The sequence below is a fragment of the Streptomyces sp. NPDC018026 genome, from assembly GCF_044327745.1.
Taxonomy (GTDB): Bacteria; Actinomycetota; Actinomycetes; order Streptomycetales; family Streptomycetaceae; genus Streptomyces; species Streptomyces rubrogriseus.
The window spans coordinates 1-25,472 of sequence record NZ_JBIRFY010000015.1 but is presented as its reverse complement, the minus strand read 5'-3'; the positions used below and the strand labels follow the sequence as shown (position 1 = coordinate 25,472).

General features: G+C 71.4%; 24 protein-coding genes and 1 riboswitch. Of the genes, 11 read left to right on the top strand and 13 right to left on the bottom strand.

The window, feature by feature from the left end:
• Positions 1–78: 78 nt before the first annotated feature.
• Together ACH4D3_RS33565 and ACH4D3_RS33560 are read right to left on the bottom strand one after the other, a co-directional pair.
• Positions 79–1,422: an NYN domain-containing protein gene (locus ACH4D3_RS33565; RefSeq protein WP_398330145.1), complete on the bottom strand. Its 1,344-nt coding sequence runs from the start codon at positions 1,420–1,422 to the stop codon at positions 79–81.
• Between the two features lie 62 nt (positions 1,423–1,484).
• On the bottom strand, positions 1,485–1,724 hold the full coding sequence (locus tag ACH4D3_RS33560; protein ID WP_398330142.1) for a hypothetical protein: 240 nt from the start codon (positions 1,722–1,724) through the stop codon (positions 1,485–1,487).
• A 156-nt stretch (positions 1,725–1,880) separates the two neighbouring features.
• On the opposite strand from ACH4D3_RS33560, the gene ACH4D3_RS33555 reads away from it, so the two are divergent.
• From ACH4D3_RS33555 to ACH4D3_RS33525, 7 genes are all read left to right on the top strand, one after another.
• A complete protein-coding gene (locus ACH4D3_RS33555; RefSeq protein ID WP_398330139.1) occupies positions 1,881–2,651 on the top strand; it encodes a rhomboid family intramembrane serine protease in 771 nt (256 codons plus the stop codon).
• Positions 2,648–2,929: an Lrp/AsnC family transcriptional regulator gene (locus tag ACH4D3_RS33550; RefSeq protein ID WP_003976675.1), complete on the top strand. Its 282-nt coding sequence runs from the start codon at positions 2,648–2,650 to the stop codon at positions 2,927–2,929. Before ACH4D3_RS33555 ends, ACH4D3_RS33550 begins: the two co-directional genes overlap by 4 nt.
• 179 nt (positions 2,930–3,108) lie before the next feature.
• On the top strand, positions 3,109–3,405 hold the full coding sequence (locus ACH4D3_RS33545; RefSeq protein WP_398330135.1) for a small secreted hydrophilic protein: 297 nt from the start codon (positions 3,109–3,111) through the stop codon (positions 3,403–3,405).
• Between the two features lie 58 nt (positions 3,406–3,463).
• Positions 3,464–4,828, top strand: coding sequence for an ATP-binding protein (locus tag ACH4D3_RS33540; RefSeq protein WP_398330593.1), 1,365 nt, complete (start codon positions 3,464–3,466; stop codon positions 4,826–4,828).
• The gene (locus ACH4D3_RS33535) at positions 4,825–5,490 is read left to right on the top strand and encodes a response regulator transcription factor (RefSeq protein ID WP_398330132.1); all 666 of its coding nucleotides are present in this window, start codon (positions 4,825–4,827) and stop codon (positions 5,488–5,490) included. The genes ACH4D3_RS33540 and ACH4D3_RS33535 overlap by 4 nt, the downstream gene beginning before the upstream one ends.
• Before the next feature lie 82 nt (positions 5,491–5,572).
• Complete coding sequence (locus tag ACH4D3_RS33530; protein ID WP_398330129.1) at positions 5,573–6,988, top strand: SLC13 family permease; 1,416 nt, start codon at positions 5,573–5,575, stop codon at positions 6,986–6,988.
• A gap of 11 nt (positions 6,989–6,999) precedes the next feature.
• Positions 7,000–8,283 (top strand): glycerate kinase, encoded by a 1,284-nt coding sequence (locus tag ACH4D3_RS33525; RefSeq protein WP_398330127.1) that lies wholly within the window; start codon positions 7,000–7,002, stop codon positions 8,281–8,283.
• Here the strand turns inward: ACH4D3_RS33525 and ACH4D3_RS33520 are convergent.
• The 6 genes from ACH4D3_RS33520 to ACH4D3_RS33495 form a co-directional block, all read right to left on the bottom strand.
• Positions 8,175–9,590, bottom strand: a complete 1,416-nt coding sequence (locus tag ACH4D3_RS33520) for an aminotransferase class V-fold PLP-dependent enzyme (protein WP_398330125.1) — start codon at positions 9,588–9,590, stop codon at positions 8,175–8,177. The two genes, ACH4D3_RS33525 and ACH4D3_RS33520, sit on opposite strands and share 109 nt — an antisense overlap.
• A gap of 148 nt (positions 9,591–9,738) precedes the next feature.
• Positions 9,739–9,855, bottom strand: a riboswitch (SAM riboswitch).
• Between the two features lie 88 nt (positions 9,856–9,943).
• Positions 9,944–11,008, bottom strand: a complete 1,065-nt coding sequence (gene trpD / locus ACH4D3_RS33515; RefSeq protein ID WP_398330122.1) for an anthranilate phosphoribosyltransferase — start codon at positions 11,006–11,008, stop codon at positions 9,944–9,946.
• A gap of 133 nt (positions 11,009–11,141) precedes the next feature.
• A complete protein-coding gene (locus ACH4D3_RS33510; RefSeq protein WP_398330119.1) occupies positions 11,142–12,779 on the bottom strand; it encodes a cytochrome bc complex cytochrome b subunit in 1,638 nt (545 codons plus the stop codon).
• Positions 12,776–13,837 carry a ubiquinol-cytochrome c reductase iron-sulfur subunit gene (locus tag ACH4D3_RS33505; RefSeq protein ID WP_003976666.1) on the bottom strand — a complete coding sequence of 354 codons (1,062 nt, stop codon included), beginning with the start codon at positions 13,835–13,837 and terminating at the stop codon, positions 12,776–12,778. Before ACH4D3_RS33505 ends, ACH4D3_RS33510 begins: the two co-directional genes overlap by 4 nt.
• The gene (locus ACH4D3_RS33500; RefSeq protein ID WP_030186380.1) at positions 13,834–14,643 is read right to left on the bottom strand and encodes a c-type cytochrome; all 810 of its coding nucleotides are present in this window, start codon (positions 14,641–14,643) and stop codon (positions 13,834–13,836) included. The genes ACH4D3_RS33505 and ACH4D3_RS33500 overlap by 4 nt, the downstream gene beginning before the upstream one ends.
• A gap of 74 nt (positions 14,644–14,717) precedes the next feature.
• Positions 14,718–15,338: a heme-copper oxidase subunit III gene (locus ACH4D3_RS33495; protein ID WP_003976664.1), complete on the bottom strand. Its 621-nt coding sequence runs from the start codon at positions 15,336–15,338 to the stop codon at positions 14,718–14,720.
• 209 nt (positions 15,339–15,547) lie between these two features.
• On the opposite strand from ACH4D3_RS33495, the gene ACH4D3_RS33490 reads away from it, so the two are divergent.
• On the top strand, positions 15,548–15,949 hold the full coding sequence (locus ACH4D3_RS33490) for a hypothetical protein (protein ID WP_398330115.1): 402 nt from the start codon (positions 15,548–15,550) through the stop codon (positions 15,947–15,949).
• A gap of 106 nt (positions 15,950–16,055) precedes the next feature.
• Here the strand turns inward: ACH4D3_RS33490 and ACH4D3_RS33485 are convergent, their stop codons facing one another.
• The 4 genes from ACH4D3_RS33485 to coxB all read right to left on the bottom strand — a co-directional run bounded on the left by ACH4D3_RS33485 (position 16,056) and on the right by coxB (position 20,567).
• Complete coding sequence (locus ACH4D3_RS33485) at positions 16,056–17,333, bottom strand: Ig-like domain-containing protein (RefSeq protein WP_398330112.1); 1,278 nt, start codon at positions 17,331–17,333, stop codon at positions 16,056–16,058.
• A 146-nt stretch (positions 17,334–17,479) separates the two neighbouring features.
• Complete coding sequence (locus ACH4D3_RS33480; RefSeq protein ID WP_398330109.1) at positions 17,480–17,878, bottom strand: cytochrome c oxidase subunit 4; 399 nt, start codon at positions 17,876–17,878, stop codon at positions 17,480–17,482.
• A complete protein-coding gene (gene ctaD / locus ACH4D3_RS33475; protein WP_003976660.1) occupies positions 17,875–19,611 on the bottom strand; it encodes a cytochrome c oxidase subunit I in 1,737 nt (578 codons plus the stop codon). Before ctaD ends, ACH4D3_RS33480 begins: the two co-directional genes overlap by 4 nt.
• Positions 19,608–20,567: a cytochrome c oxidase subunit II gene (gene coxB / locus ACH4D3_RS33470; protein WP_271158602.1), complete on the bottom strand. Its 960-nt coding sequence runs from the start codon at positions 20,565–20,567 to the stop codon at positions 19,608–19,610. Before coxB ends, ctaD begins: the two co-directional genes overlap by 4 nt.
• Positions 20,568–20,872: 305 nt before the next feature.
• On the opposite strand from coxB, the gene ACH4D3_RS33465 reads away from it, so the two are divergent.
• Complete coding sequence (locus ACH4D3_RS33465) at positions 20,873–22,255, top strand: cysteine desulfurase/sulfurtransferase TusA family protein (RefSeq protein WP_398330105.1); 1,383 nt, start codon at positions 20,873–20,875, stop codon at positions 22,253–22,255.
• 97 nt (positions 22,256–22,352) lie between these two features.
• Here ACH4D3_RS33465 and ACH4D3_RS33460 read toward each other — a convergent pair whose 3' ends face one another.
• Complete coding sequence (locus ACH4D3_RS33460; protein WP_398330102.1) at positions 22,353–23,327, bottom strand: carbohydrate kinase family protein; 975 nt, start codon at positions 23,325–23,327, stop codon at positions 22,353–22,355.
• Positions 23,328–23,459: 132 nt separating this feature from the next.
• Here ACH4D3_RS33460 and ACH4D3_RS33455 point away from each other — a divergent pair, with 132 nt between their 5' ends.
• Both ACH4D3_RS33455 and ACH4D3_RS33450 read left to right on the top strand, forming a co-directional pair.
• Positions 23,460–23,672, top strand: a complete 213-nt coding sequence (locus ACH4D3_RS33455) for a hypothetical protein (protein ID WP_398330099.1) — start codon at positions 23,460–23,462, stop codon at positions 23,670–23,672.
• Positions 23,673–23,785: 113 nt separating this feature from the next.
• Positions 23,786–25,327 (top strand): hypothetical protein, encoded by a 1,542-nt coding sequence (locus tag ACH4D3_RS33450; protein WP_398330096.1) that lies wholly within the window; start codon positions 23,786–23,788, stop codon positions 25,325–25,327.
• Positions 25,328–25,472: the final 145 nt, after the last annotated feature.

Below are 25,472 nucleotides of genomic sequence, written 5' to 3'. Positions count from 1 at the left end.
ACACTACGTTGCGTGACGGTTCCGTCAATTCGGGCATAGGGCGCCTACGTTGCGGTTGGTACGGAAGTGAATGAGGGGCTAGGAAAGCCGCTTGAGGAGCACCACGGACGCCACCGGGCGTGCGCCCGCGCGCGCCACGCCGTCGGCGACCTCGCGGTCGGTGGAGACGACGATGACCGGCCGGCCCGGCGGCTCGGCCCGCACCAGCTGGCGGATCAGCTCGTCGGCGGTGACACCCGGCTTGGAGAACAGCACCCGCACCCCGCGCGGCGGCGCGAGCAGCACCGGCGCGACGAGTTCGGCGCCGTCGAAGACACAGGTCATCTCGGCGCCGGTCTGCGCGGCGAGCTGGGAGAGCTGGCCGAGCAGCCGCAACCGCTGCTTCTCCAGGGGCATCTGCGGATAGCCGGTCTTGGTGACGTTGTACCCGTCGACGACCAGATGGGCCTGGGGCAGCGCCAGCAACTGGTCGAGGATCGCCGGGTCGTTCTCGGACAGGGCCCGGTTGGCGATGTCCTTCGGCGTCATCCGGCCGGGCTCGACCGCGTCCACGGTCTCGGCGGGCCGCACCGACACCGGCGGCAGCGCCAGCTCGCGGCGCAGTCCCTGGGTGGCGTCGAGGAGGGTGTCCAGGAGCAGCCGTACGCGCATGTCCTCGACGCTGCGCCCCTCGCGGGCGGCCTTGCGGGTGGCCTCCAGGGCCGCCTCGGCCTCCCCCAGGCGGGCCTTGAGCCGGCGGGTCTCGCTCTCGGCCGCGGACACCTGGGTCTGCCCCTCGGCCCGTACGGCCTCCAGCTCGGCCTGGACCTTGCGCAGCGCCGCCTCGCCGCGCTTGACGTCGCTGACGGCGGAGCGCAGCTTGCGGTGCAGCGACTCGGTCTCCCGCTTCGCCGCGTCCAGCTCGCCGCGCAGCCGCTCGGTCTCGGCCCTGGTGTGCTCCCGGGCCCGGGACAGCTCCTCGTGCAGCCGCTCCAGCTCCGCGCGGCTCTCCTCGTCGGCGCGCTCGGCGTCCGCGCGCTGCGCCTCCTCACCGGCGGCGGTGACCAGCTTCACCCAGCCGTGCGGGCGCAGTACGTAGGCCGCGGCGGCCACGTCCAGCGGGTCGGCGGCCGGCAGCGCGGACCCGGCGTCCAGCGCGTCCGCCAGCTCGGGCTGGGCGTCGCGGTACTTCTCGCCGATGCGCTGGCGGAAGAGCGGGTCGGTCTCCACCGCGGCGGCCATCGCGTTGCCGGCGAACTTCACCCGGCGGTTCGGGGCGAACCTGGCGTACTGCCTCAGCTGTGCGGGCAGCTCGCCGAGGGTGAGCGAGCCGAAGCCGTCGGACACGATCTGCACGACCCGGCGGCGCACGCCGTCGGGCAGCGGGCGGTCGAGCACCTCAGCGGCGCCGTCGCCCGGCCCCCCGCCGTGTGTCTCCACCATCCGTCACCCCAATGTCTCAGGGCGATCCCGGGCCGGAATCGCCTGGTGCGGGGCCGCTTCCCTCAGGAGGCGGCACCCGGCCTGTCCACGAGTTCCACCTGGTCCACGGCGTTGCACCAGCGGCACCGCACCGACTCGACGGTCTCACTGACCACCTCGCGCTCCTCGACCGTGGGCTCACCGGCCAGGTCGAGGTGCACGTACTCGACGACCTTCGAGGCCCGGGTCACGTCGAAGCGGGTGAGGTTGCCGCAGAGGGTGCAGCGCCACCGCGTCGTGTCGGTCGGCAGGGGAACCGTCATCGTGGCTGTTCACTCTCTTCCAGTGTCGGTGACGCGCCGGGCTCCCCCGGTGCGTGTGGCACGTAACCCTACGGCCTGGCGGGTACCCGACGCCCGCGTGTCCACGGCGGCGAGGCGCTATGAGCCCTCGCGCCCGTTACGTCATGCTCTGTGTCCATGATCCGCAACTGGAGCAGGGCGGTCCGCAGAGCGGTCACGGCGGTGGCGGGGCTCGCCCGGGCCCACCCGTCCCGGCGCCGGACGGCGCCCGTGACGTACACGCTGATCACGCTGTGCTGTCTGCTGTTCCTGATCAGCCCGGCGGCGGGACTGAATCCGGTGTACGGCACCGGGGAGGAGGTGCTGGCGGCGCAGCGCGCCTACTTCCGGCGCTGGGGCGTGATCCCCGCAGAACTGTTCGAGGACTCCCCCGGGTCGGCGCTCACCCCGGCCACGGCGCTGTTCGTCCACGGCAGCTGGGTGCACCTGCTGGGCAACATGCTCTTCCTCTACGTCTTCGGCGCCATGACCGAGGAGCGGATGGGCCGGCTCCAGTTCGCCCTGTTCTACCTCGGCTGCGGCTACCTGGCCCTGGTGGGCTACGCGGGCGCCAATGCCCACTCCCAGGAGTCCCTGGTCGGCGCCTCCGGGGCGATCTCCGCGGTCCTCGGCGCGTTCCTGTTCCTCTTCCCGCGGGCCCGGGTGACCAGCCTGCTGCCCTTCCTGTTCTTCCTGCCGCTGCGCTTCCCGGCCTGGGTCGTGCTGCCGTTCTGGGTGTCCCTGCAGTGGCTGGCGGCGGGGCGGGCCGGTGACGGCCCGGGGGTGGCGTACCTCGCGCACCTGGTGGGCTTCGGCCTGGGCTTCGCCTTCGCCTGGGTGCGGTTCGGGCGTACGACTACAGTTGGTGGCGTTCCAGTGGCGGCGCCCGAGGGAGAGAAACAGCCGTGATCAGCGCGATCGTCCTCATCAAGACCAGCGTGGACCGCATTCCCGAGATCGCGGAGCAGATCGCCGCGCTGGAGAGCGTCAGCGAGGTCTTCTCCGTCACCGGCACCTACGACCTGATCGCCATGGTGCGGGTGAGCCGGCACGAGGACCTGGCCGACGTCATCCCCGGCCGGATCAGCAAGATCCCGGGCGTGGAGGGCACGGACACCCACGTGGCCTTCCGCACGTACTCCCAGCACGACCTGGAGGCGGCGTTCGCCATCGGCCTCGACAACTGATCGCCCCGAGCGGGAAGCGCCCCAAAGGGGCGCGGGGCTGTATCGATTTGCGGCTCCGCCGCGTGGGCGCGACCAGCCACGACGATGCCGCAGCCGACGGACGGCCCGAGGAAGCACATGAAGGGTTCTTCATCCGGCACTCATCCGGCCCGCCGAAATCCCCGCGCAGAATCCACCGCATGGTCTTCTCCCGCCGGATGGCGGCCCTCGCGGCCGTCGTCCTGATCCCACTCGGCATCGCCGCGACCAGCTTCGCCCTGACCGACAGCCCGCAGGAGCCCAAGGTCCCGGCCAAGGTGGAGCTGGAGAGCGGCTCCCCCACCCCGGCGCCGACCTCCTCCTCGCCCGAGCCGACACCCAGCGACCAGGTGGTGACGCGGCCGCCGGTCACCGACGGCCCTTCGGATGACGACGATGACGACGACCGGGGCGGGGACGCCGACGACGGAGCGGGCGACGGAGCCGGCGACGGGTGAGCGCGAGCGCCGCCGGGTCTCGGCCCGGGTCCGCATCCTGCTGTGGCTGCTGCTCGTGATGGCGGTCGCGCTGGCCTCGGTGGCGGCGACCACCCGCTCGATCCTGCTGCGCGACACCGACCAGCGGATCAGCGGCCTGCTCGCGCAGGAGGCGGGCGAGTTCGCCAACTTCGAGGAGCAGGGCTTCGACCCGGAGACGGGCCGCCCGTTCACCGACCCGGGCCGGCTGCTGCGGGTGTTCCTGGAGCGGCAGTACGCCGACCTGGACGAGGAACTGGTCGGCCTGGTCGGCGAGGTGGGCAGCCGGCCCACGCAGATCATCCAGCAGCGCGAGATCCCGGTCGGCCGGCCCCTGCACGAGGACGCCGACGCCCGGCGCCGCATCTACGCCTCCCCCGACTCCTCCGGCACCCTGGACCGGCCCGAGGGCGAGATCCGCTGGGCCAAGGTCACCGTGGCCCGCTACGGCGGTGAACCGGCGGCCGCCTTCGTGGTCGCCTTCCACCCGGGCCGCGAACAGGCCCGCGCGGACGAGGTGTTCCGCGTCCTGCTCGCCATCTCCGGCGTCGCCCTGCTGATGACGACCGGCATCGCCTGGGTGGTGGCGGGCCGCATCCTGAAACCGGTGCGGCTGGTGCGCACGACCGCCGCCCAGCTCACCGAGCAGGACCTGACCCGGCGCATCCCGGTGCACGGCCACGACGACGTGGCGGCCCTCGCCGAGACGTTCAACGCGATGCTGGACCGGCTGGAGCGCGCCTTCGCCACCCAGCGCAGGTTCGTCGACGACGCGGGGCACGAGCTGCGCACCCCGATCACCATCGTGCGCGGCCACCTGGAGCTGATGGGCGACGATCCGGCCGAGCGCGAGGAGACCGTCCGCCTCGTCACCGACGAACTGGACCGGATGAGCCGCATCGTCGAGGACCTGCTGCTGCTGGCCAAGGCCGAACGCCCCGACTTCGTCACCCCCGAGCCGGTGCAGCTCGCCGAACTCACCGCCGACGTCTACGTCAAGGCCCGCACCCTGGGCGAGCGGGAGTGGGTGCTGGACCAGGTCGCCGACCGGGAGGCCCACCTCGACCCCCAGCGGATCACCCAGGCCATGGTGCAGCTCGCGCAGAACGCCGTGCAGCACACCACGGCCGGCCAGCGGGTCCGCATAGGCTCCCGCGCCGACGGTTCGCGGATCGAGCTGTACGTCGCCGACTCCGGGCCCGGCGTCCAGCCGCAGGACGCCGAGGTGATCTTCGAGCGGTTCCGCCGCGGCACGGCCCGCCGCGGGGTGCGCGGCACCGGCGCCGGGCTCGGCCTTTCGATCGTGCGGGCGATCGCCGAGGGCCACGGCGGCCGGGTCGACCTGCGCACCACCGCCGGCGGCGGCGCCACCTTCGTACTCACTCTGGAAGAGGCACGACCATGAACCGCATCCTCATCGTCGAGGACGAGGAACGCATCGCCTCCTTCGTCCAGAAGGGCCTGCGCGCCAACGGCTTCACCACCACCGCGGTCGCCGACGGCGACGCCGCCTACGAGTACGCCCTCACCGGCGGCTTCGACCTCGTCGTCCTGGACATCGGACTGCCCGGCCGGGACGGCTTCACGGTGCTGCGCGAGCTGCGCGAGGCCCGGGTGACGACCCCGGTGATCGTGCTGACCGCACGGGACTCGGTACGGGACACGGTGGCCGGCCTGGAGGGCGGCGCCGACGACTGGATGACCAAGCCGTTCCGCTTCGAGGAGCTGCTCGCCCGGGTCCGGCTGCGCCTGCGGACGGCGGCCAGGGCGCCGGAGGTGACGGTGCTGAAGTCGGGGACGCTCAGCCTCGACCTGCGCACCCGCCGCGCCCGCGCCGAGGGGCGCACCGTGGACCTGACGGCCCGTGAGTTCGTGCTCCTGGAGCTGTTCCTGCGCCACCCGGGGCAGGTACTGTCCCGCGAGCAGATCCTGTCGCACGTGTGGGGCTACGACTTCGACCCGGGCTCCAACATCGTGGACGTCTACGTGCGGGCCCTGCGCAAGAAGCTCGGCGCGCAGCAGGTGGAGACCGTGCGCGGGATGGGGTACCGGCTGCCGTCCTGGTGAGGCCCGCCTCCCGCGCGGCCCGGTGAAGTTTCCTTCATGTGACCCTCATTGAGGGCTCACCGCGCCCGTGGACGCTCGATGCGTGACGTTGAACCTCCGCCTCGCGGCGGCCCTGTGCGCGGCGCTGTCCCTGTGCGCGCTGCTGGCGGTCCCCGCCAACTTCCCCGCCCTGGGCGGCGACGCGCGCCTCACCCTCGCCGTGTTCGCGCTGGCCACCTGCGCCTGGATCGGTACGCCGATCGACGACACGTACATCGCGCTGGGCGCCGGACTCGCGCTGACCGCGACCGGGGTCATCAGCAGCGACACCCTGTTCGGCACCCTCGGTGAGGACACGGTGTGGCTGCTGATCTGCGCCTTCGTGCTGGCCGCCGCGGTCGCCCGGACCGGGCTCGCGGGGCGGGCGGCGGCGTTCCTGGTGGGCGGGGCGCGCACGGTGCGGCAGCTGGTGCACCTGACGACGGCCGCGCTGGTCGTCACGGCCTTCGCGGTACCGGCCACCTCGGGCCGGGCGGCGCTCGCGCTGCCGGTGTTCCTCGCCCTCGCCAAGGCGCTCGCCGACCGGAAACGACTGGTCGTGATGCTGGCGCTGCTGTTCCCGACCGTCATCCTGCTGTCGGCGGTGGCGACCCTGATCGGGGCCGGTGCGCATCTGATCACGGTGTCGGTGCTGTGGGAGGCGACCGGGGACCGGATCGGGTTCACCCAGTGGCTGCTGCTCGGACTGCCGCTGGCGGTGGCCTCCTCCCACCTCGCCGCGGAGACCGTCCTGCTGACCACCACCCGGCGGGCGGACCGCGCGGGCCCGGTCCGCATCACCGCCGAGGAGATACAGCGGCACAGCGAGCGCCCGGTCACCGGCCCCTGGACGCAGGCCGAGAAGCGCTGCGCGCTGCTGCTGGCCACGGTGGTGGCCCTGTGGTGCAGCGAGCCCCTGCACCGGGTCTCCCCCGCCGTGGTGGCGCTGATCGGCGCGGTCGTCGCCTCGTCCCCCGCGCTGGGCACCGTACGGCTCAAGGACGCGCTGAAGACCGTGCCGTGGTCGCTGCTGCTGTTCATGGCGGCGACGATGGCGATGGGCGTCGCGCTGGCCGACTCCGGCGCGGCGAAGTGGCTGGTGTCGGGCCTGCCCGCGGACGTCGCCCCGGCCGTCTTCCTCGGCGCGGTGGTCGCGGTGAGCACGGCGGCCCACCTGGTCCTCCAGTCCCGGTCCGCCCGCTCCTCGGTGCTGGTCCCGCTGGTGATCGCCGCGGCCGTCGGCGCCGGGGTCAACCCGGTCGCCGCCGCGCTCGCCTCCACGGCGGCCGCCGGGTTCTGCCACACGCTCCCGGCCTCCGCCAAGCCGGTCACGCTCTTCGCCGACGTGCCCGGCGTCCCCACCTACACCCCGCGCGACCTGCTGCGGCTGTCCGCCGTACTGGCGCCGCTGACCGCCCTGCTCGTGCTGTTCTTCGCCGCCGCGGTCTGGCCGCTGCTCGGCGTGCCCGTGACCCGCTGAAGGAGCCCACCATGTCCTCTCCGTCCCCCGTGCTGAACCGCGTGGTCGTGGCCCCCAGCGGATTCAAGGAGTCCCTGTCCGCCCGGGCCGCCGCCGACGCCATCGCGGCGGGCGTCCGCCGGGTGCTGCCGGACGCCGAGATCGACCGGATCCCGCTGGTGGACGGCGGCGAGGGCACCGCCGTCGCGCTGGCCTCGGCGACCGGCGGTCGGCTGGTGGCACTGGCCGCCACCGGTCCGGTCGGCGATCCCGTCGGCACCCACTTCGCGCTGCTCGGCACCGGGGACACCGCGGTGGTGGAGATGGCGGCGGTGGCGGGCCTGTCCCTGGTCCCCCGCGCGCTGCGCGACCCCGGCGCCACCACCACGTACGGCGTCGGCGAGCTGATCCGCGCCGCCCTGGGCACCGGGGTGCGGCGCGTGCTGGTCGGCTGCGGCGACTCCGGTACGTCCGACGGGGGCGCGGGCGCGCTCCAGGCGCTCGGGGCCCGGCTGCTGGACGCGGACGGCTTCGAACTCGGCCCCGGCGGACGGGAGCTGAACCGCCTCGTGCGCATCGACCCGTCCGGTCTCGACGCCCGGCTGAAGGACACCGAGCTGCTCGTCGCCTGCAACCCGTACAACGTGCTGTGCGGCGAGCGGGGCGTGGCCCGGGTGTTCGGCCCGCAGAAGGGGGCGACACCCGCGCAGGTCGAGGAGTTGTCGGCCGGGCTGGAGAACTGGGCGCGCGTCCTCACCCGCGACCTCGGCGTCGTCGGCACCGACCTGCGGACGGGGTCCGGCACCGGCGCCTCCGGCGGGCTCGGCGCGGGGCTCGCCGCCGTCGGGGCCCGGCTGCTGCCCCGCTTCGACGTGCTCCTGGGCCACCTCGACCTGGACGCCCGCCTCGCCCGGGCCGACCTGGTGCTCACCGCCGAGGGCGCCCTGGACCACCAGACGCCGCGCGGCAAGGTCCCGGCCGAGGTGGCCCGCCGCGCCAAGCTCTCCGGCCGGCCCGTCCTCGCCCTGGCGGGCACGCTCGGCGAGGGCGCGCACGACGTGCCGGGGGTGGACGCCTGCCACGGGATCATGCCGGCGCCGATGGCCCTGGCGGACGCGTTGCTGCGCGCCTCCGAGCTCCTCACGGACGCCACGGAACGGGCGCTGCGGATGGTGCTGCTGGGGGCCCGGTTGCCGGCCGGGCCGGCTCAGGCGGCGGTGCCGGTCACCGGCGCCGTGCCGCCGGACGCTGTGCCGCCGGGCGCCGTGTCGCCGGACGTCGGGTCGGGCACGCAGCGGCCGTCCTCGGTGCGGTAGTTCCAGCGGGCGCCGTCGCTCACCAGCTCCCGCACGGCGCTCACGAACCGCTCCACGTGCTCGTCCGGGGTGCCCGCGCCGAAGCTGACGCGGATGGCGTTGAGGGACTTCTCGCCGGGCGCCGCCTCGGGCGCGCCGCACTCGCCCTGCGTCTGCGGGTCGCTGCCGAGCAGGGTGCGCACCAGCGGGTGGGCGCAGAACAGGCCGTCGCGCACGCCGATGCCGTACTCGGCGGAGAGCGCGGCGGCGAAGTGCGAGCTGTTCCAGCCCGCGACGACGAAGGAGAGCACCCCGACGCGCGGCGCGTCGTCGCCGAAGAGGGACAGGACGCGCACCTCGGGCACCTCGGCGAGGCCCTCGCGCACCTTCCGGATCAGGTACTCCTCGCGGGCGACCAGCGTGTCGAACCCGGCCTCGGTGAGCGCCTTGCAGGCGGAGGCGATGGCGTAGGCGCCGATGACGTTGGGCGAGCCGGCCTCGTGCCGGGCGGCGCTGTCGTGCCACCGCACGTCCACGCCGCCGTCCGCGCGCCGGGAGACGCTGCGGCTGGCGCCGCCGCCGGCCAGGTACGGCTCCGCCTCGCGCAGCCAGTCGGCCCGGCCGGCCAGCACGCCGGAGCCGAAGGGCGCGTACAGCTTGTGCCCGGAGAAGGCCACCCAGTCCACGTCCAGGTCGCGCACGTTCACCGGGTGGTGCGGGGCGAGCTGGGCGGCGTCCAGCACGATCCGGGCGCCGTGCGCGTGCGCGGCGGCGGCCAGTTCCCGCACCGGCCACAGCTCGCCGGTGACGTTGGAGGCGCCGGTGACGCAGACCAGGGCGGGCCCGTACGGCTCGCGGGCGGCGAGGGCCCGCTCCAGGGTCTCGACGGCCTCGGCGGGGGTGCGCGGGGCGTCCAGGTAGGTCACGTCGGCGTCGCGCCAGGGCAGCAGCGATGCGTGGTGCTCGGTCTCGAAGACGAAGACCCGGCAGTGGGCGGGCAGCGCGGCGGCGAGCAGGTTCAGGGAGTCGGTGGTGGACCGGGTGAAGACGACCTGGTCCTCGTCCCGGCAGCCGAGGAACCCGGCGACGGTCCGGCGGGCGTTCTCGAACAGATCGGTCGACAGCTGCGAGAGGTACCCGGCGCCCCGGTGCACGCTGCCGTAGTACGGGGCGTAGGCGGCCACGTCGTCCCAGACCCGCTGGAGCGCGGGCGCACTGGCGGCGTAGTCGAGCGCGGCGTAGGTGACCTGCCCGCCGGTGACGAGCGGCACGGTGACGTCCCGGCCGAGGACGGGCAGCGGGGTGGCGACAGCGGTGGGTACGGACATGGCGGACTCCCGTGAGTACCAGCGCGCGGCGGGGCGCTGTGAATGAGAAGAAAAAGGGGTGTGCGGAGGCGGGGCTCTGCGGCCCTATCGCATTCGCTGGTTCACGGGAGACTCCCTCGGACGACCCAGGACCCCTGGTTCCGCGAGGGGTCCGCGCTTGCCGTGGACCTTGCTGTCCACGACCTGGTCTTCACCCGGGGCACCCCGCCACGGACGGAGGGTTGCCGGACAGTCGGCCGGGGCCTCATGACTGTCACTCATGACCTGACGAAAAACCTAGGGGAAATGATCGGCGTCCCGCAACCCGGGTCCGGATCGCGGGACGCACGTCACATGTACTGCCGTACTGCTGCTCAGGCGTTGCTGACGGCCACCCAGCGCTCCAGCACCCGCCGGGCCGCCCCCGAGTCGATGGCCTCGGCCGCGCGGTCCATCCCGGCCCGCAACTGCGCCGCCAGGGGCTCCTCGCCGGGGTTCAGCGCCGCCAGGGCCGCCGCCGAGTTCAGCAGGACCGCGTCCCGCACCGGCCCCTTCTCGCCGGCCAGCAGGCGGCGGGCGACGTCGGCGTTGTAGGAGGCGTCGGCCCCGCGCAGCGCCTCGACCGGCACCAGCTCGATGCCGACGTCCCGCGGGTCGAAGGTCTCCTCGGCCACCCGGCCGTCGCGCACGACCCAGACCCGGGAGGTGGAGGTCGTGGTCAGCTCGTCGAGTCCGTCGTCGCCGCGGAAGACCAGCGACGAGTGCCCGCGCTCGGCGAAGACACCGGCGACGATCGGCGCCATCCGGGCGTCGGCGACCCCGACCGCCTGGGCCTTCACCCGGGCGGGGTTGGTCAGCGGACCCAGGAAGTTGAACACCGTACGGATGCCGAGCTGGCCGCGGGCCGTCGCCACGTGGCGCAGCGCCGGGTGGAACTTCACCGCGAAGCAGAAGGTGATGCCGGCTTCCTCGGCCACCTCCGCCACCCGCTGCGGCGTCAGCTCCAGGTTGACCCCGAGCTTCTCCAGGACGTCGGAGGCCCCGGACGCCGAGGAGGCGGCCCGGTTGCCGTGCTTGACGACCTTCGCCCCCGTGCCGGCCAGGACGATCGCCGACATGGTGGAGATGTTGACCGTCTTGGCGCCGTCGCCGCCGGTACCGACGATGTCGACGGTCTTCCCCGGCACCTCGATCACGTTGGCGTGTTCGTACATGGTGCGGACCAGTCCGGAGATCTCCTCGACCGTCTCCCCCTTGAACCGCAGGCCCACCGCGAACCCGGCGATCTGCACGTCGGTCGCCTCGCCGCGCATGATCACGTCCAGCGCCCAGGCGGTGTCGTCCGCGCCCAGGTCACGGCCGTCCAGCAGTCCGTTCAGCAGGGCGGGCCAGGAGCGGGCCGCCGTGGTGTCGCCTCCAGCGGGGGTCACAGCGCTCATAGCCGCTCCTGAATCGTGTGTGTGTCGTCGACGGGGATCGTGCTCCCACCCTATCCAGCCCCGGACACGGCGAAGGGCCCCGTCCGCAGAACGGAACGGGGCCCTTCGACCGTGGTGTGGCGACGCCGGAGGGTCAGTGGTGGCCGTGGCCGCTCGTGATCTCCTTGTACTCCTCGACGGTCGGCTTCGGAATCTGCGACTCCTCGCCGTAGTACGACTCGCTGAGCTTGGCACGGAGCTTCTGCGTGCCGCTCACCTTGCGCTCGACGCCGTTCTCGTCGACCGTCGGGCCGATCTCGGTCGGCGCGTACTGCTCGTGCGCCGTGAGCGTGTGCAGCTGCTCCTGGCTGAGCGGCTCGTGCACCTCGATGAACTCACCGTGCGGCAGCCGCTTGATGATGCCGGACTCGCGTCCGTGCAGCACCTTCTCCTTGTCCCGGCGCTGGAGGCCGAGGCAGATCCGCTTGGTGGCGATGAAGGCGACGACCGGTCCGACGAAGAACGCGACGCGGACGAACCAGGTGATCGCGTTGATCGACAGGTGGAAGTGCGTGGCCCACAGGTCGTTGCCGCCACCGATCAGCAGCACGAAGTAGACGGTCAGCCAGGCGACACCGAAGGCCGTACGGGTCGGGGCGTTGCGCGGGCGGTCCAGGATGTGGTGCTCGCGCTTGTCGCCGGTGACCCAGGACTCGATGAACGGGTAGACCGCGATCGCCGCCAGGACCAGCGGGAAGATCAGCAGCGGGATGAACACGCCCAGGACGAGTGTGTGACCCCAGAAGTTGATCTCCCAGCCGGGCATCACCCGGATCAGGCCCTCGGAGAAGCCCATGTACCAGTCCGGCTGGGCGCCGGTGGAGACCTGGTCGGGCCGGTAGGGCCCGATGGCCCAGATCGGGTTGATCGTGGCGATCGCCGACACGACGGAGATCACACCGAAGACCAGGAAGAAGAAGCCTCCGGCCTTCGCCGTGTACACCGGCAGCAGCGGCATGCCGACGACGTTCTTGTTGGTCTTGCCGGGACCCGCGAACTGCGTGTGCTTGTGGTAGAAGACCAGGATCAGGTGGCCCACCAGCAGTCCGAGCATGATGCCCGGCAGCAGCAGGATGTGGATCGAGTAGAACCGGGACACGAAGTCGTGGCCGGGGAACTCGCCGCCGAAGAGGAAGAACGAGATGTACGTGCCGACGATCGGCACGGACAGGATCGCGCCCTCCATGAAGCGGATACCGGTGCCCGAGAGCAGGTCGTCCGGGAGCGAGTAACCGGTGAAGCCGGTGAACATGCCGAGGACGAGCAGCAGGAAGCCGAACAGCCAGTTGACCTCGCGCGGCTTGCGGAACGCGCCGGTGAAGAAGACGCGCATCATGTGCACGAACATGCCGGCCAGGAAGATCAGCGCGGCCCAGTGGTGGATCTGCCGGATCAGCAGACCGCCGCGGACGTCGAAGCTGATGTCCAGAGTGGAGGCGTAGGCCTCACTCATCATCTGGCCCTGCAGCGGCACGTACGAGCCGTGGTACTCGATCTCGGCCATCGACGGGTGGAAGAACAGCGTCAGGTACACACCCGTGAGGATGATGATGATGAAGCTGTAGAGGCAGACCTCACCCAGCATGAACGACCAGTGGTCGGGGAAGATCTTGCGCATGTTGGCCTTGGCCAGGGAGTAGATCCCCAGTCGGCCGTCGGCCCAGTCGGCGACGCGCTCGCCGGCCGGTGCCTTCCCGCGCGAGCGGGAAGGTTCGTTTGCTGCAGTACTCATCCGCGCTCCCAGTAAGCAGGACCGACGGGCTCCTCGAAGTCGCCGAGCGCTTCGAGGTAACCCTCGTCGTTCACGCCGATGCGCAGCTGCGGCAGGGCGTGACCGGCGGGACCGAAGATGACCCGGGCACCGTCGGCAAGGTCGAAGGTGGACTGGTGGCAGGGGCAGAGCGCGTGGTGCGTCTGCTGCTCGTACAGGGAGATCGGGCAACCGACGTGGGTGCAGATCTTCGAGTACGCCACGATGCCCTCGTGCGACCACTCGAGCTCGCGCTTGTCCTTGATGGAGTCCGGCTCCAGCCGGATGATCATCAGGGCGGCCTTGGCGATCTCGTTCTGGAAGTCCTCGTCGTGCTCCTCCAGGCCCTCGGGCATGGCGAAGGTGAGCGAGCCCACCGCGACGTCGGAGGGACGCAGCGGCTCGTTGGTGTTCATGTTGACGAGGAGCTTGCCCTTGGACCACAGGGTGTGGCGGAGCTTGGTCCCGGGCAGCGGACCGAGGTCGCGCAGCAGGACGACGCCGGAGAGCGGCACCAGGGTGAGCGCGCCCAGCATCGTGTTGCGGATCAGCTTGCGGCGCCCGATCACGGACTCCTTGGCGCCCTGCTTGAAGTCCGCGTGGACCTTGGCACGGACCTCGGGGGACGCCTCGATCGGGTGACGCTCGTCGGCGACCTCCTCGTCGGACATCAGGGTGCGGGCCCAGTGGACCGCGCCCGCGCCGATGGCGAACAGCGCGACGCCGAGCGTCATGCCGAGCGCGAAGTTCAGCGCACTGATGTGACCGAGCGGGAAGATGTAGACCGACTTGTCGACGTCGATCGCCACGAAGGCGGCGATGAAGGCGATGGTGGCCAGCATCGACAGCGTGAACAGCAGGGCGACCGTGCGCTCGGACCGCTTGGCGGCCCGCTCGTCGACGTCCTGGACCCGCGGCTCGTGGGGCGGCAGACCCGGGTCGGCGAACGGGTTCGTCTCGTCCGCGGGCCGGGCGGCCGCGCCGTGCGGGCGGTCCTGCTCTGCCGGCAGGTTCTCTTCTGGAATGTCTTGGCTACTCATGACTTCTTGGCCTTTGCGGTCCGAGCGGCGACCCAGACGGCGACGGCGATCAGCGCGCCCAGTCCGAACACCCAGGCGAACAGACCCTCACTGACCGGGCCGAGTCCGCCGAGGCTGAGACCACCGGGGCTCTCGGTGTCGTCACCGTTGACCGCGTCCAGGTAGGCGATGATGTCCTTCTTGTTCTGCTCCGACAGCGTGGTGTCGGGGAAGGAGGGCATGTTCTGCGGGCCGGTCTGCATGGCCTCGTAGATGTGCTTCGGGTCGACACCCTCGAGGCTCGGCGCGAACTTGCCGTGCGTCAGGGCGCCACCCTTGCCGGTGAAGTTGTGGCACTGCGCGCAGTTGGTGCGGAACAGCTCACCGCCCTTGGCGATGTCCGCGCCCTCGGGGCCGTACTTCTCCTCCGAGGGGATCGCCGGACCGGCACCCAGCGACGCGATGTAGGCCGCGAGCTGGTCGATCTCCGCCTGGGAGTAGATGACCTTCTTCTTCGGGACCTGCGCGCCGGGCTGCTGGGCCGGCATGCGGCCGGTGCCCACCTGGAAGTCGACGGCCGCGGCGCCCACGCCGACCAGGCTCGGACCGTCGCTGGTGCCCTGCCCTCCGGTGCCGTGGCAACTGGCACAGCCGACGGCGTAGAGCTTCTTGCCCTCGTCGATGGCGAGGGACTGGGCGGATTCATCGGCCTGCGCCTTGCTCGCGGGTGCGAACGCGGCGTACAGCCCCCCTGTGCATGCCAGCGCGAGGAGTAGGACGACGAGGGCCGCCAGCGGGTGGCGTCGTCGTGCGGAGAGCTTTTTCACGGATTACCCCGGTGTCAGGATCTTCTGCGTCGATGCTGTCGATGCTTCTGGTGTTGCGCGGGTGCGCGCCGCGACTACTTGATCAGGTAGATCGTGGCGAACAGGCCGATCCAGACCACATCGACGAAGTGCCAGTAGTAGGACACGACGATGGCGGCGGTCGCCTGCTCGTGGGTGAACCTCCGGGCCGCGTAGGTGCGGCCGAGGACCAGCAGGAAGGCGATCAGTCCGCCCGTCACGTGCAGTCCGTGGAAGCCGGTGGTCAGGTAGAACGCCGAGCCGTACGGGTCGGACGAGAGCGAGATGCCCTCGTGCTTGACCAGCTCGGTGTACTCGAACACCTGACCGCCGATGAAGATCGCACCCATCACGAAGGTGACGATGAACCACATCCGGAGCTTCTTCACGTCACCGCGCTCGGCCGCGAACACGCCGAGCTGGCAGGTGAGGGAGGAGAGCACCAGGATCGTGGTGTTCGTCGCGGAGAACGGGATGTTCAGCGCGTCGGCCTTCTCGGACCAGAAGTCCGGGCCGGTCACCGATCGCAGGGTGAAGTACATCGCGAAGAGGGCCGCGAAGAACATCAGCTCGGAACTCAACCAGATGATGGTTCCGACGCTGGTGAGGTTCGGCCGGTTGACCGACGGGTGCGCGTGCCCGGTTTCTACTGTCGTTGCTGTCGCCACGACCGACATTATGTCGGTCGCTTATCCCGCCCTCACCCCGGGGGGTGCCGTTCGGTGTGTTCCCCCTGCTTGTACGGCCCGGATGGCCCATCGAACGGCCCGTCGGAGGCTTGTCGAAGGCCTGTCCGAACCAGTGCTGACGGGACGTTCGAGGGAGTAGCATCCGCCCCAACGGGCTACGACAGCCTTCACCGGTCTCACCGCGTATCGGAGGAAGCATGCAGGCGACCGCCACGGTGCTGGTCTACAGCGACGACTCCAACACCCGCGAACAGGTGCGGCTCGCGACCGGCCGCCGGCCGGCTCCGGACGTGCCCGTGGTCGAGTTCGTGGAGTGCGCCACCCCGGCCGCCGTGCTCAAGGAGCTGGACCGGGGCGGGATCGACGTCTGCGTCCTGGACGGCGAGGCCGTGCCCATGGGCGGCATGGGCATGTGCCGCCAGATCAAGGACGAGGTCTTCCAGTGCCCGCCGGTGCTGGTGCTCATCGCGCGGCCGCAGGACGCGTGGCTGGCCACGTGGAGCCGGGCGGAGGCGGCTGTGACGTTGCCGGTGGAGCCGGTGGAGTTCGCGGGTGCGCTGGCCGCGCTGCTGCGGGAGAAGAGGCTGCAGGGGGTTTAAGGGCGCCTTCCGGCTCGGGGGTGCGGGTCCTTGCAGCGAGTGCCGCGCCGTCGTGGCTTGTCGCGCAGTTCCCCGCGCCCCTGAGGTCGGCTGCCACCAGGCATCCCTACACGCTCTCCGGCCGTAGCCTGGCCTGCTCTGCCGTGCCGGAGGCGTTGCCCGTGCCGCCCGTCAGGGCGCTGCCCGTGCGCCACTTCGTCCAGTCCATGTTCCAGTCGCCGAAGCCGTTGCCGAAGGGTTCCATCGTCTCGCCGCCGGAGTTGACGACCTCGACGAGGTCGCCCTCCTGGACGGTTTCGAAGAACCACTCCGCGTTGTCGGTGCTCATGCCGACGCAGCCGTGGCTGACGTTGGCGATGCCCTGGGAGCCGACGGACCAGGGGGCGGCGTGCACGTACTCGCCGCTCCAGGTCACCCGGGTGGCCCAGTAGACCGGCAGGTCGTACGACTCCGAGGAGCCCTCGGCGATGCCGACGGTGCTGCTGCGCATGCGTACGAAGGATTCCTTGCCGAGGACGACCTTGACGCCGTTGCGGGTCTCGAAGCCGGGCTTGCCGGTGGTGACCGGAATCTCCCGGATCGCCTCGCCGTCCTGGTAGACCGTCAGCGTGTGCGCGGCGGCGTCGGTGACGGCCACCACCCGGTCGTCGGTGGTGATCTTCAGGGGCTTGGCCTTGCCGCCCCACATCCGGTCGCCGATCTTGATGCCGTCCAGGGTGCTGCGGACCTCGACGGTGGCGTGGGCGGGCCAGTACTCCTCGGGCCGGTAGTGGAGCTTCTTGTCGTCCACCCAGTACCAGGCGCCCCGCACGGCGGGGGTGGAGTCGACCTTCAGGGCGCGCTCCACTATGGCCCGCTGCGCCGGGTCCTGGACGGGCCGGCTCAGTTCCGCCGTGATGGGCTGACCGACGCCGTACGCGCCCGCCTTGGGCCCGAAGGTGACGTCCAGGGTCTTCTTCGCGCCGGGCTTGCCGGTCTCGAAGGTGAGCACCTTGCGGCCGGGCGCGCCGCCGCCGTCCTCGGTGCTGACGCGCACCGTGTAGCTGGCGTTGGCCGCCAGGGGCGAGGTGCTGTGCCAGCGGGCGCCGTCGGCGGACAGCTCGCCCGCGACGTGGCGTCCGGCCGCGTCCATGGCCGTGACGTCCGTGATGCGCCCGTCCGCGCCCTCGGCGACCACCTCCAGGGGTTTGTCCGGGTCGGCCTTCTTCCCGGCGTCCGTGGGGCCGTTGAAGGAGATCTGGCCGGCCGCGTCGTAGGGCGTGGCGGACAGCGGGTTGTCGTCGTCGCCGAGGCAGGCGGTGCCGCTCGCGCCGAGGGCGATCACCAGCAGGGTGCAGCCGACGACCGTACGCCCCCGCGCCTGGAAGTGAACCGTGATGCTCATGGCCTCACGCTAGGGAGAGACGTCAACAGCGGCACGGTGGGTAAGCCGGAAGAGTGAGGGGCGGTACGGCAGACGAAGGGGCCCGGACGCTCCTGACGGAGTGTCCGGGCCCCTTCGCGCTCGACGCGTGCTACTGGGTCCGCGTGCTACTGGGTGCGGTTCTCACCGCGGTAGTACTCGAAGACCCAGCCGAACAGGCCGATCAGCAGGATCGGTGCCGAGAAGTACATGATCCACCAGCCGACGGCCACGCCCAGGAAGGCGAGGGCGCCGCCGAAGGCGAGGGACAGCGGCTGCCAGCTGTGCGGGCTGAAGAACCCGACCTCGCCGGCGTCGTCCGCGACGTCCGCCTCCATGTTGTCCTGCGCGCCCACGTCGACCCGCCGCGCCGTGAAGGCGAGGTAGAAGCCGATCATGATGGCCAGGCCGAAGGCCAGGAAGAGCGCCGTGGTGCCGGCCGGCTCCTTGGACCAGTAGCCGTAGACAACCGCCACGGCGAGGATGAAGACGCTCAACCAGATGAACATCTTGCCCTGGATCTTCACTTCCCGGCCTCCTTGCCGCCGGCGAGGGCCTTCTCACCGTGGCCGACGTTCTCCAGCTGGTCGATCGCGGAGATCTCGGGGTGGTGCAGGTCGAAGGCCGGGGATTCACTGCGGATGCGCGGCAGCGTGAGGAAGTTGTGCCGCGGCGGCGGGCAGGAGGTCGCCCACTCCAGCGAACGGCCGTAGCCCCACGGGTCGTCCACCTCGATCTTCTTGCCGTACTTCGCGGTCTTCCAGATGTTGTAGAAGAACGGCAGTATCGACATGCCGAGGAGGAACGAGCTGATCGTCGAGATCGTGTTCAGGGCGGTGAAGCCGTCGGCGGCCAGGTAGTCGGCGTAACGACGCGGCATGCCCTCGGCGCCCAGCCAGTGCTGGACCAGGAACGTGCCGTGGAAGCCGACGAACAGCGTCCAGAAGGTGATCTTGCCCAGGCGCTCGTCCAGCATCTTGCCGGTGAACTTCGGCCACCAGAAGTGGAAGCCGGCGAACATCGCGAACACCACGGTGCCGAAGACCACGTAGTGGAAGTGCGCCACCACGAAGTACGAGTCGGAGACGTGGAAGTCCAGCGGCGGCGAGGCGAGGATGACACCGGTCAGACCACCGAAGAGGAAGGTGATCAGGAAGCCGGTGGACCACAGCATCGGTGTCTCGAAGGACAACGAGCCCTTCCACATGGTGCCGATCCAGTTGAAGAACTTCACACCGGTCGGTACCGCGATCAGGAAGGTCATGAAGGAGAAGAACGGCAACAGCACGCCGCCCGTGACGTACATGTGGTGGGCCCACACCGTCACCGACAGACCCGCGATCGCGATCGTCGCACCGATCAGACCCATGTAGCCGAAGATCGGCTTGCGGGAGAAGACCGGGATGATCTCACTGACGATGCCGAAGAACGGCAGCGCGATGATGTACACCTCTGGATGCCCGAAGAACCAGAACAAGTGTTGCCACAGCAAGGCCCCGCCGTTGGACGAGTCGAAGATGTGGGCACCGAACTTGCGGTCGGCCTCCAGCGCGAACAGGGCCGCGGCCAGCACCGGGAAGGCCAGCAGGACCAGCACACCGGTCAGCAGCACGTTCCAGGTGAAGATCGGCATGCGGAACATGGTCATGCCGGGCGCGCGCATGCAGATGATCGTGGTGATGAAGTTGACCGAGCCGAGGATGGTGCCGAAGCCGGAGAAGGCCAGACCCATGATCCACAGGTCACCCCCGATACCGGGCGAGTGCACCGCATCGGACAGCGGCGAGTAGGCGAACCAGCCGAAGTCGGCCGCGCCCTGCGGGGTCAGGAACCCGCCCACCGCGATCGTCGAGCCGAACAGGTACAGCCAGTAGGCGAACATGTTCAGCCGGGGGAACGCCACGTCCGGCGCGCCGATCTGCAGCGGCATGATCCAGTTCGCGAAGCCCGCGAACAGCGGCGTCGCGAACATCAGCAGCATGATCGTGCCGTGCATCGTGAACGCCTGGTTGAACTGCTCGTTCGACATGATCTGCAGACCAGGTCGAGCCAGCTCGGCGCGCATGAAGAGCGCCATCACGCCGCCGATCACGAAGAACGCGAACGACGTCACCAGGTACATCGTGCCGATCGTCTTGTGGTCAGTGGTCGTGAGCCACTTGATCACGACGTTGCCGGGCTGCTTGCGCCGTACCGGCAGCTCGTTCTCGTACGAGTCCTCCGCTGCCGAGGCACCCTGGGGTTCGTTGAGGATGCTCACAGGTTGTTCGTCTCCCGGTTCTTCTCGTGGCTCGTCTGAGCGATGCCCGCGGGAACGTAACCGGTCTGCCCCTTCTTCGCGAGGTCCTGGAGGTGCTGCTCGTAGCGCTCCGGGGAGACGACCTTGACGTTGAACAGCATCCGGGAGTGGTCCACGCCGCACAGCTCGGCGCACTTGCCCAGGAAGGTCCCCTCCTTGTTGGGGGTCACCTCGAAGGCGTTGGTGTGGCCCGGAATCACGTCCTGCTTCATGAGGAACGGCACCACCCAGAAGGAGTGGATGACGTCACGCGAGGTCAGGACGAAGCGGACCGTCTTGCCCTTGGGGAGCCAGAGGGTCGGGCCGGGGTTGCCGGTCTGCGGGTTCTCCGTGCCGGGGGTACCGCAGTCGTAGACACCGCCGGCGTCGGCCGGGAAGTCCTCGATGAACCGGTCCGGGATGCCGGCCAGTTCCTTGGAGGTCTTGGCGTCGCCGGTGGAGCCCGGGACGTCCTCGATGTGGTTGAAGCACCAGCTCCACTGGAAGCCGACCACGTTGACCGTGAGGTCGGGCTTCTTGTTGAGGCTCATGAGATCGGACTCGTCACGTGCGGTGAAGTAGAACAGCACCGAGACGATGACGAGCGGAACCATGGTGTACAGCGCCTCGATGGGCAGGTTGTACCTGGTCTGCGGAGGGACCTCGACCTTGGTGCGGCTGCGCCGGTGGAAGAAGACACTCCACAGGATCAGGCCCCACACCAGCACGCCGGTGGCCAGCGCGGCTGCCCATGAGCCCTGCCACAGGGAGAGGATCCGCGGAGCCTCTTCCGTGGTGGGGGTGGGCATGCCGAGGCGGGGGAAGTCCTCGTATGTGCAACCGGTGGCGGTCGCCAGGACCAGGCCCGCGGTCAGTGCCTGCAGCAGCTTCCGCCGCATCGGGCGCCGCGGCGAGCGGTCGGAGCCGTTGGGACTCACGTAGCGCCTTCCCGAGAGTCTCGCCCGCGCGGTTGGCTGCGGCCTGCCTTCTCGCTGGTCGGTCGCCGCCCTGCGTCGGGCAGGGGTTTGATGTTTATGCGGACCAAACCCTAGCCGACGCCCTCCGGGGGGTCGCGGGGAGGGTGGCATACGCGCCGGGGGTCACTCTTTAAGGGTGGAATGGGGGCGCCTACGGGACGGGGAGGTGCGGTTTCGTGGGCGGCTGACGGTGCGTCGTGGCTTGTCGCGCCGTTCCCCGCGCCCCTGGCGGGGCGCTACAGCCCCCGGCGTTCTAGCGTTGGCGTGTGGCTTACTTCGACGCAGCTTCCGCCGCTCCCCTTCATCCCGTTGCCCGGCAGGCGCTGTTGGCGTCTCTTGACGAGGGGTGGGCCGATCCTGCTCGGCTGTACCGCGAAGGGCGGCGGGCGCGGTTGCTGCTCGATGCCGCCCGGGAGGCGATGGCCGAGTGCGTGGGGTGTCGGCCGGACGAGTTGGTGTTCACTCCTTCGGGGACACGGGCGGTGCATTCAGGGGTGGCGGGAGCGCTGGCCGGGCGGCGCCGCGTCGGACGTCACCTGATCGTGTCAGCCGTCGAACACTCCTCCGTGCTGCATGCGGCCGAGGCCCACGAGGCCGACGGCGGGAGTCTCACGCAGGTGGACGTGGACCGCACCGGCGCGGTGGACCCCGCGGCGTACGCGGCCGCCCTGGGCGAGGACACGGCGCTGGCCTGTCTCCAGTCGGCCAACCACGAGGTGGGCACCGAGCAGCCGGTGTCCCGGGTGGCGGAGGCCTGCCGGGCCGCCGGTGTGCCGCTGCTGGTGGACGCGGCCCAGTCGCTGGGCTGGGGCCGGGTCGAGGGCGACTGGTCGTTGCTCACGGGCAGCGCCCACAAGTGGGGCGGACCCTCGGGGGTGGGGCTGCTCGCCGTACGCAAGGGTGTCCGGTTCGCGCCCCAAGGGCCCGGGGACGAGCGGGAGTCGGGGCGGGCGCCCGGGTTCGAGAACCTGCCGGCGATCGTGGCCGCCGCGGCGTCGCTGCGGGCGGTGCGGGCCGAGGCCTCGGCGGAGGCGGCCCGGCTGCGGGAGCTGACGGAGCGGATCCGGTCCCGGGTGCCCGGGCTGGTGCCGGACGTGGAGGTGGTCGGCGACCCCTCGCGCCGGCTGCCCGGAGTCGTCACCTTCTCCTGTCTCTATGTCGACGGGGAGACTTTGCTGCACGAGCTGGACCGCGCCGGCTTCTCCGTGTCGTCCGGATCGTCCTGCACGAGCAGCACGCTGACGCCGAGCCACGTCCTGCGGGCGATGGGGGTGCTCAGCGAGGGCAACGTCCGGGTGTCGCTGCCGGCCGGGACCCCGGACCAGGACGTCGAGCGGTTCCTGGAGGTGCTCCCGGGCGCGGTGGCCGCGGTGCGCGAGAAGCTGGGGGCGCCGACCGCGACGGAGAACGTCCGCGCGGCCGGCCCCGACCTCGTGGTGGACGCCATCGGCCGGCGCTGCCCCATTCCGGTGATCGAACTGGCCAAGGTCATCGACGACGTCCCCGTCGGCGGCATCGTCCGCGTCCTCTCCGACGACGAGGCAGCCCGCCTGGACATCCCTGCGTGGTGCGAGATGCGGGGCCAGGAGTACGTGGGCGAGGAGCAGGCGGAAAGAGGATCGGCGTACCTGGTCCGCCGGACCAGGTAGACCCCCTAAGGGGCGCGGGGAACTGCGCGAACGACCCCCACGCACCCGCACACGACGCCGCACATCAAGGGGCACCCCCGTAGTCGCACCCTCCGCTTCAGCCCAGGTGCGCCTGAACCTCCCCCGCGGCCTCGTCCCCGTACGCCTTCGTGAACCGCTCCATGAAGTGCCCGCGCCGCAACTGGTACTCCTGCGTCCCCACCGTCTCGATGACGAGCGTCGCCAGCATGCAGCCGACCTGCGCCGCCCGCTCCAGCGGCACGCCCCACGCCAGTCCCGACAGGAACCCCGCGCGGAAGGCGTCGCCGACGCCCGTGGGGTCGGCCTTGCGCTCCTCGTCGGGGACGCCGACCTCGATGGTCTCCCCGCCGGCCCGCTCGATGCGCACGCCCCGCGCACCGAGGGTGGTGACGCGGTGGCCGACCCGGTCGAGGATCTCGGCGTCGCTCCAGCCGGTCTTGGTCTCGATGAGCCCCTTCTCGTACTCGTTGGAGAAGAGGTAGGTCGCCCCGTCCAGCAGTATCCGGATCTCGTCGCCGTTCATCCGGGCGATCTGCTGCGAGAAGTCGGCGGCGAAGGGGATGGACCGGGTGCGGCACTCCTCGGTGTGCCGGAGCATCGCCTCCGGGTCGTCGGCGCCGATGGAGACCAGGTCGAGGCCGCCCACCCGGTCGGCGACGGTCTTGAGCTCGATGAGGCGGGCCTCGCTCATCGCGCCCGTGTAGAAGGAGCCGATCTGGTTGTGGTCGGCGTCGGTGGTGCAGACGAAGCGGGCGGTGTGCAGGGTCTCGGAGATGCGGACCGAGCCGGTGTCGACGCCGTGCCGGTCGAGCCAGTCCCGGTACTCGTCGAAGTCCGAGCCGGCCGCGCCGACCAGGACCGGACGGGTGCCGAGCTGTCCCATGCCGAAGGCGATGTTCGCGGCTACGCCGCCCCGGCGTACGTCCAGCTGGTCGACCAGGAAGGAGAGCGAGACCGTGTGCAGCTGGTCCGCGACGAGCTGGTCCGAGAAGCGGCCGGGGAAGGTCATGAGGTGGTCGGTGGCGATGGAGCCGGTGACTGCGATGCGCACGGCGTGGACTCTCTCCTGAGGGGAGGCGGGTTGACGGTTCACGCTACCCGGCGGCGCCGCCAGGCTGAAGCAGGCGAAACTACCCGTTAGTACAACTTTCTTCGCGGCGCGGGACGTGTCTACGGTTCTGTTATGACGAACCTGAGGACCGTCGACCCCGCTCCGGCCGACCTGGACGGCGACCTGGCGTCGCTGCGCGGTGACTGCGCCCGGATGACTCCGCGCTGGTCGGCGCCCGCCGGCGTCTCCGCCGCCCGGCCCGTGCCGCTCGCCCTCATCCACGGCGTCCGGGTGCCGCCGGCCTCGGCCCGGCTGCTGGACGCGATGTCCGACTACGGCGACTGAGCGCCGCCGGGCGGCCGCACGGCCGTTCGGGCGACGCGCGCCGCCACCGGGAACCGGATCCCGCCCCACCGCGTCCCATCGCTGTCCCCAGTAACAGCCGAAGGAGCGATGCGGTGAACACCGAGCGACCCGACAACGACGACGCCGCCGACGAGGCCGGCGGCGGGCGTCCCGCGCGGCGGCGCCCCCGGGCGGCCGCGGTCGCGTCGGTCGCCGCCGCCGTGCTGCTGCTGGGTGGCGGCGGCGCCTACCTGGCCACGTCCGCCACCGGGGACGACACGGACGGCGGTACGGCGTCCGGCGCCTCGGGCGACGACACTCCCCCGCCGCTCCCGCTCGACGACCAGGGGGCGTCGTCCCCGGACAGCGGCTCGAACGGCATCGCACCGGGCGAGCCCAACCCGTACGGCCTCACCTACCGCGCCGACGGGCCGCTCCCGGAGGGCCCCGGCTCGGCACCCGTGTACCGGGCGAAGGGCGACGTCACCGAGGCCGAGGTGGCCCGGCTGGCCGAGGCGCTGGGGATCGAGGGCGCGCCCCGCACCCAGGGCGGGGCGTGGCAGGCCGGCAACGCGAAGGACGGTTCCGGGCCGCTGCTCACGGTGAGCCTTCGGGCGCCGGGCACCTGGACCTTCCACCGCTACGCACCCGGCACCGACAACTGCAAGAAGGGGCCCGTCTGCAAGGCTCCCTCCGCCGACGGGAACCCGGTGGGCGAGGCGGCCGCGAAGAAGGCGGCGGCACCGGTGCTGAAGGCGCTGGGCCAGGACGACGCCAAGCTCGACGCGAGCCAGGTCATGGGCGCCGGACGGGCCGTGAACGCGGAACCCGAGGTGGGCGGGCTGCCCTCGTACGGCTGGACGACGGGGATCGTCGTCGGGGCGCAGGGCGAGGTGGTCGGCGGCAGCGGCCGGTTGAAGGCGCCGGTCAAGGGGGACACGTACCCCGTCCTGAACGCGGAGAAGACGCTGGCGCTGCTGAACGCGCCGGGTGCCGGTCCCGGCGCGGGCGCGGGTGGCGTCGGGGGCATCGGCGGCTGCGCGAGTCCCGTACCGCATCAGGACGGGGCGGACACGCCCTGCGGGCCGCCGACCGGTGCCCCGGAGCGGCCCGGGACGGGGAAGCGGCAGACCGCCACGGTCGAGGACGCGGTGTTCGGGCTGGCCGCGCATCCGGTACGGGGGCAGCAGACGCTGGTGCCGTCCTGGCTGTTCGAGGTGCGGGCGCCGGGGGCGCGGGACGCGGTGACGGTCACCTATCCGGCGGTCGAGCCGCGGTTCCTGACCGCGGCGGCCCCCGCCACGCCGCCCGCCTCCCCGTCGCCCTCGGACGAGCCGACCGGCAAGCCCGGGGAGCCGCGGGACGTCCGCGTGAGCGGCTACACGGCCGCCGACGGCGAGCTGACCGTGCACTTCACGGGCGGGGTGTGCTCCGACTACGACGCGAAGGCGGAGGAGAGCGGCGGGAAGGTGACCGTCACGGTGACCGAGACCCCGCATCCGGACCAGGTCTGCATCCTGATCGCCAAGGAGTACGAGCGGACGGTGCCGCTCGACGAGCCGCTCGGCGACCGGACGGTCGTGGGCTCGGACGGCAAGGACGTCCCGGTGCACAAGCCGGGCGCGCGGCTGCCGGCTCCGTCCGGGGCCGGGTGACACCGCGCCCGGGGGTGACAGAAGGGGGGGGGGGCGGGGGGGGGCCCCCCCCCCCCCCCCCCCCCCCGCCCCCCCGGGGGGGGGGGGCCCGGCCGCGCCCCCCCCCCCCCCCCCCCCCCCCCCGCGGGGGGGGCCCCCGCCCCCC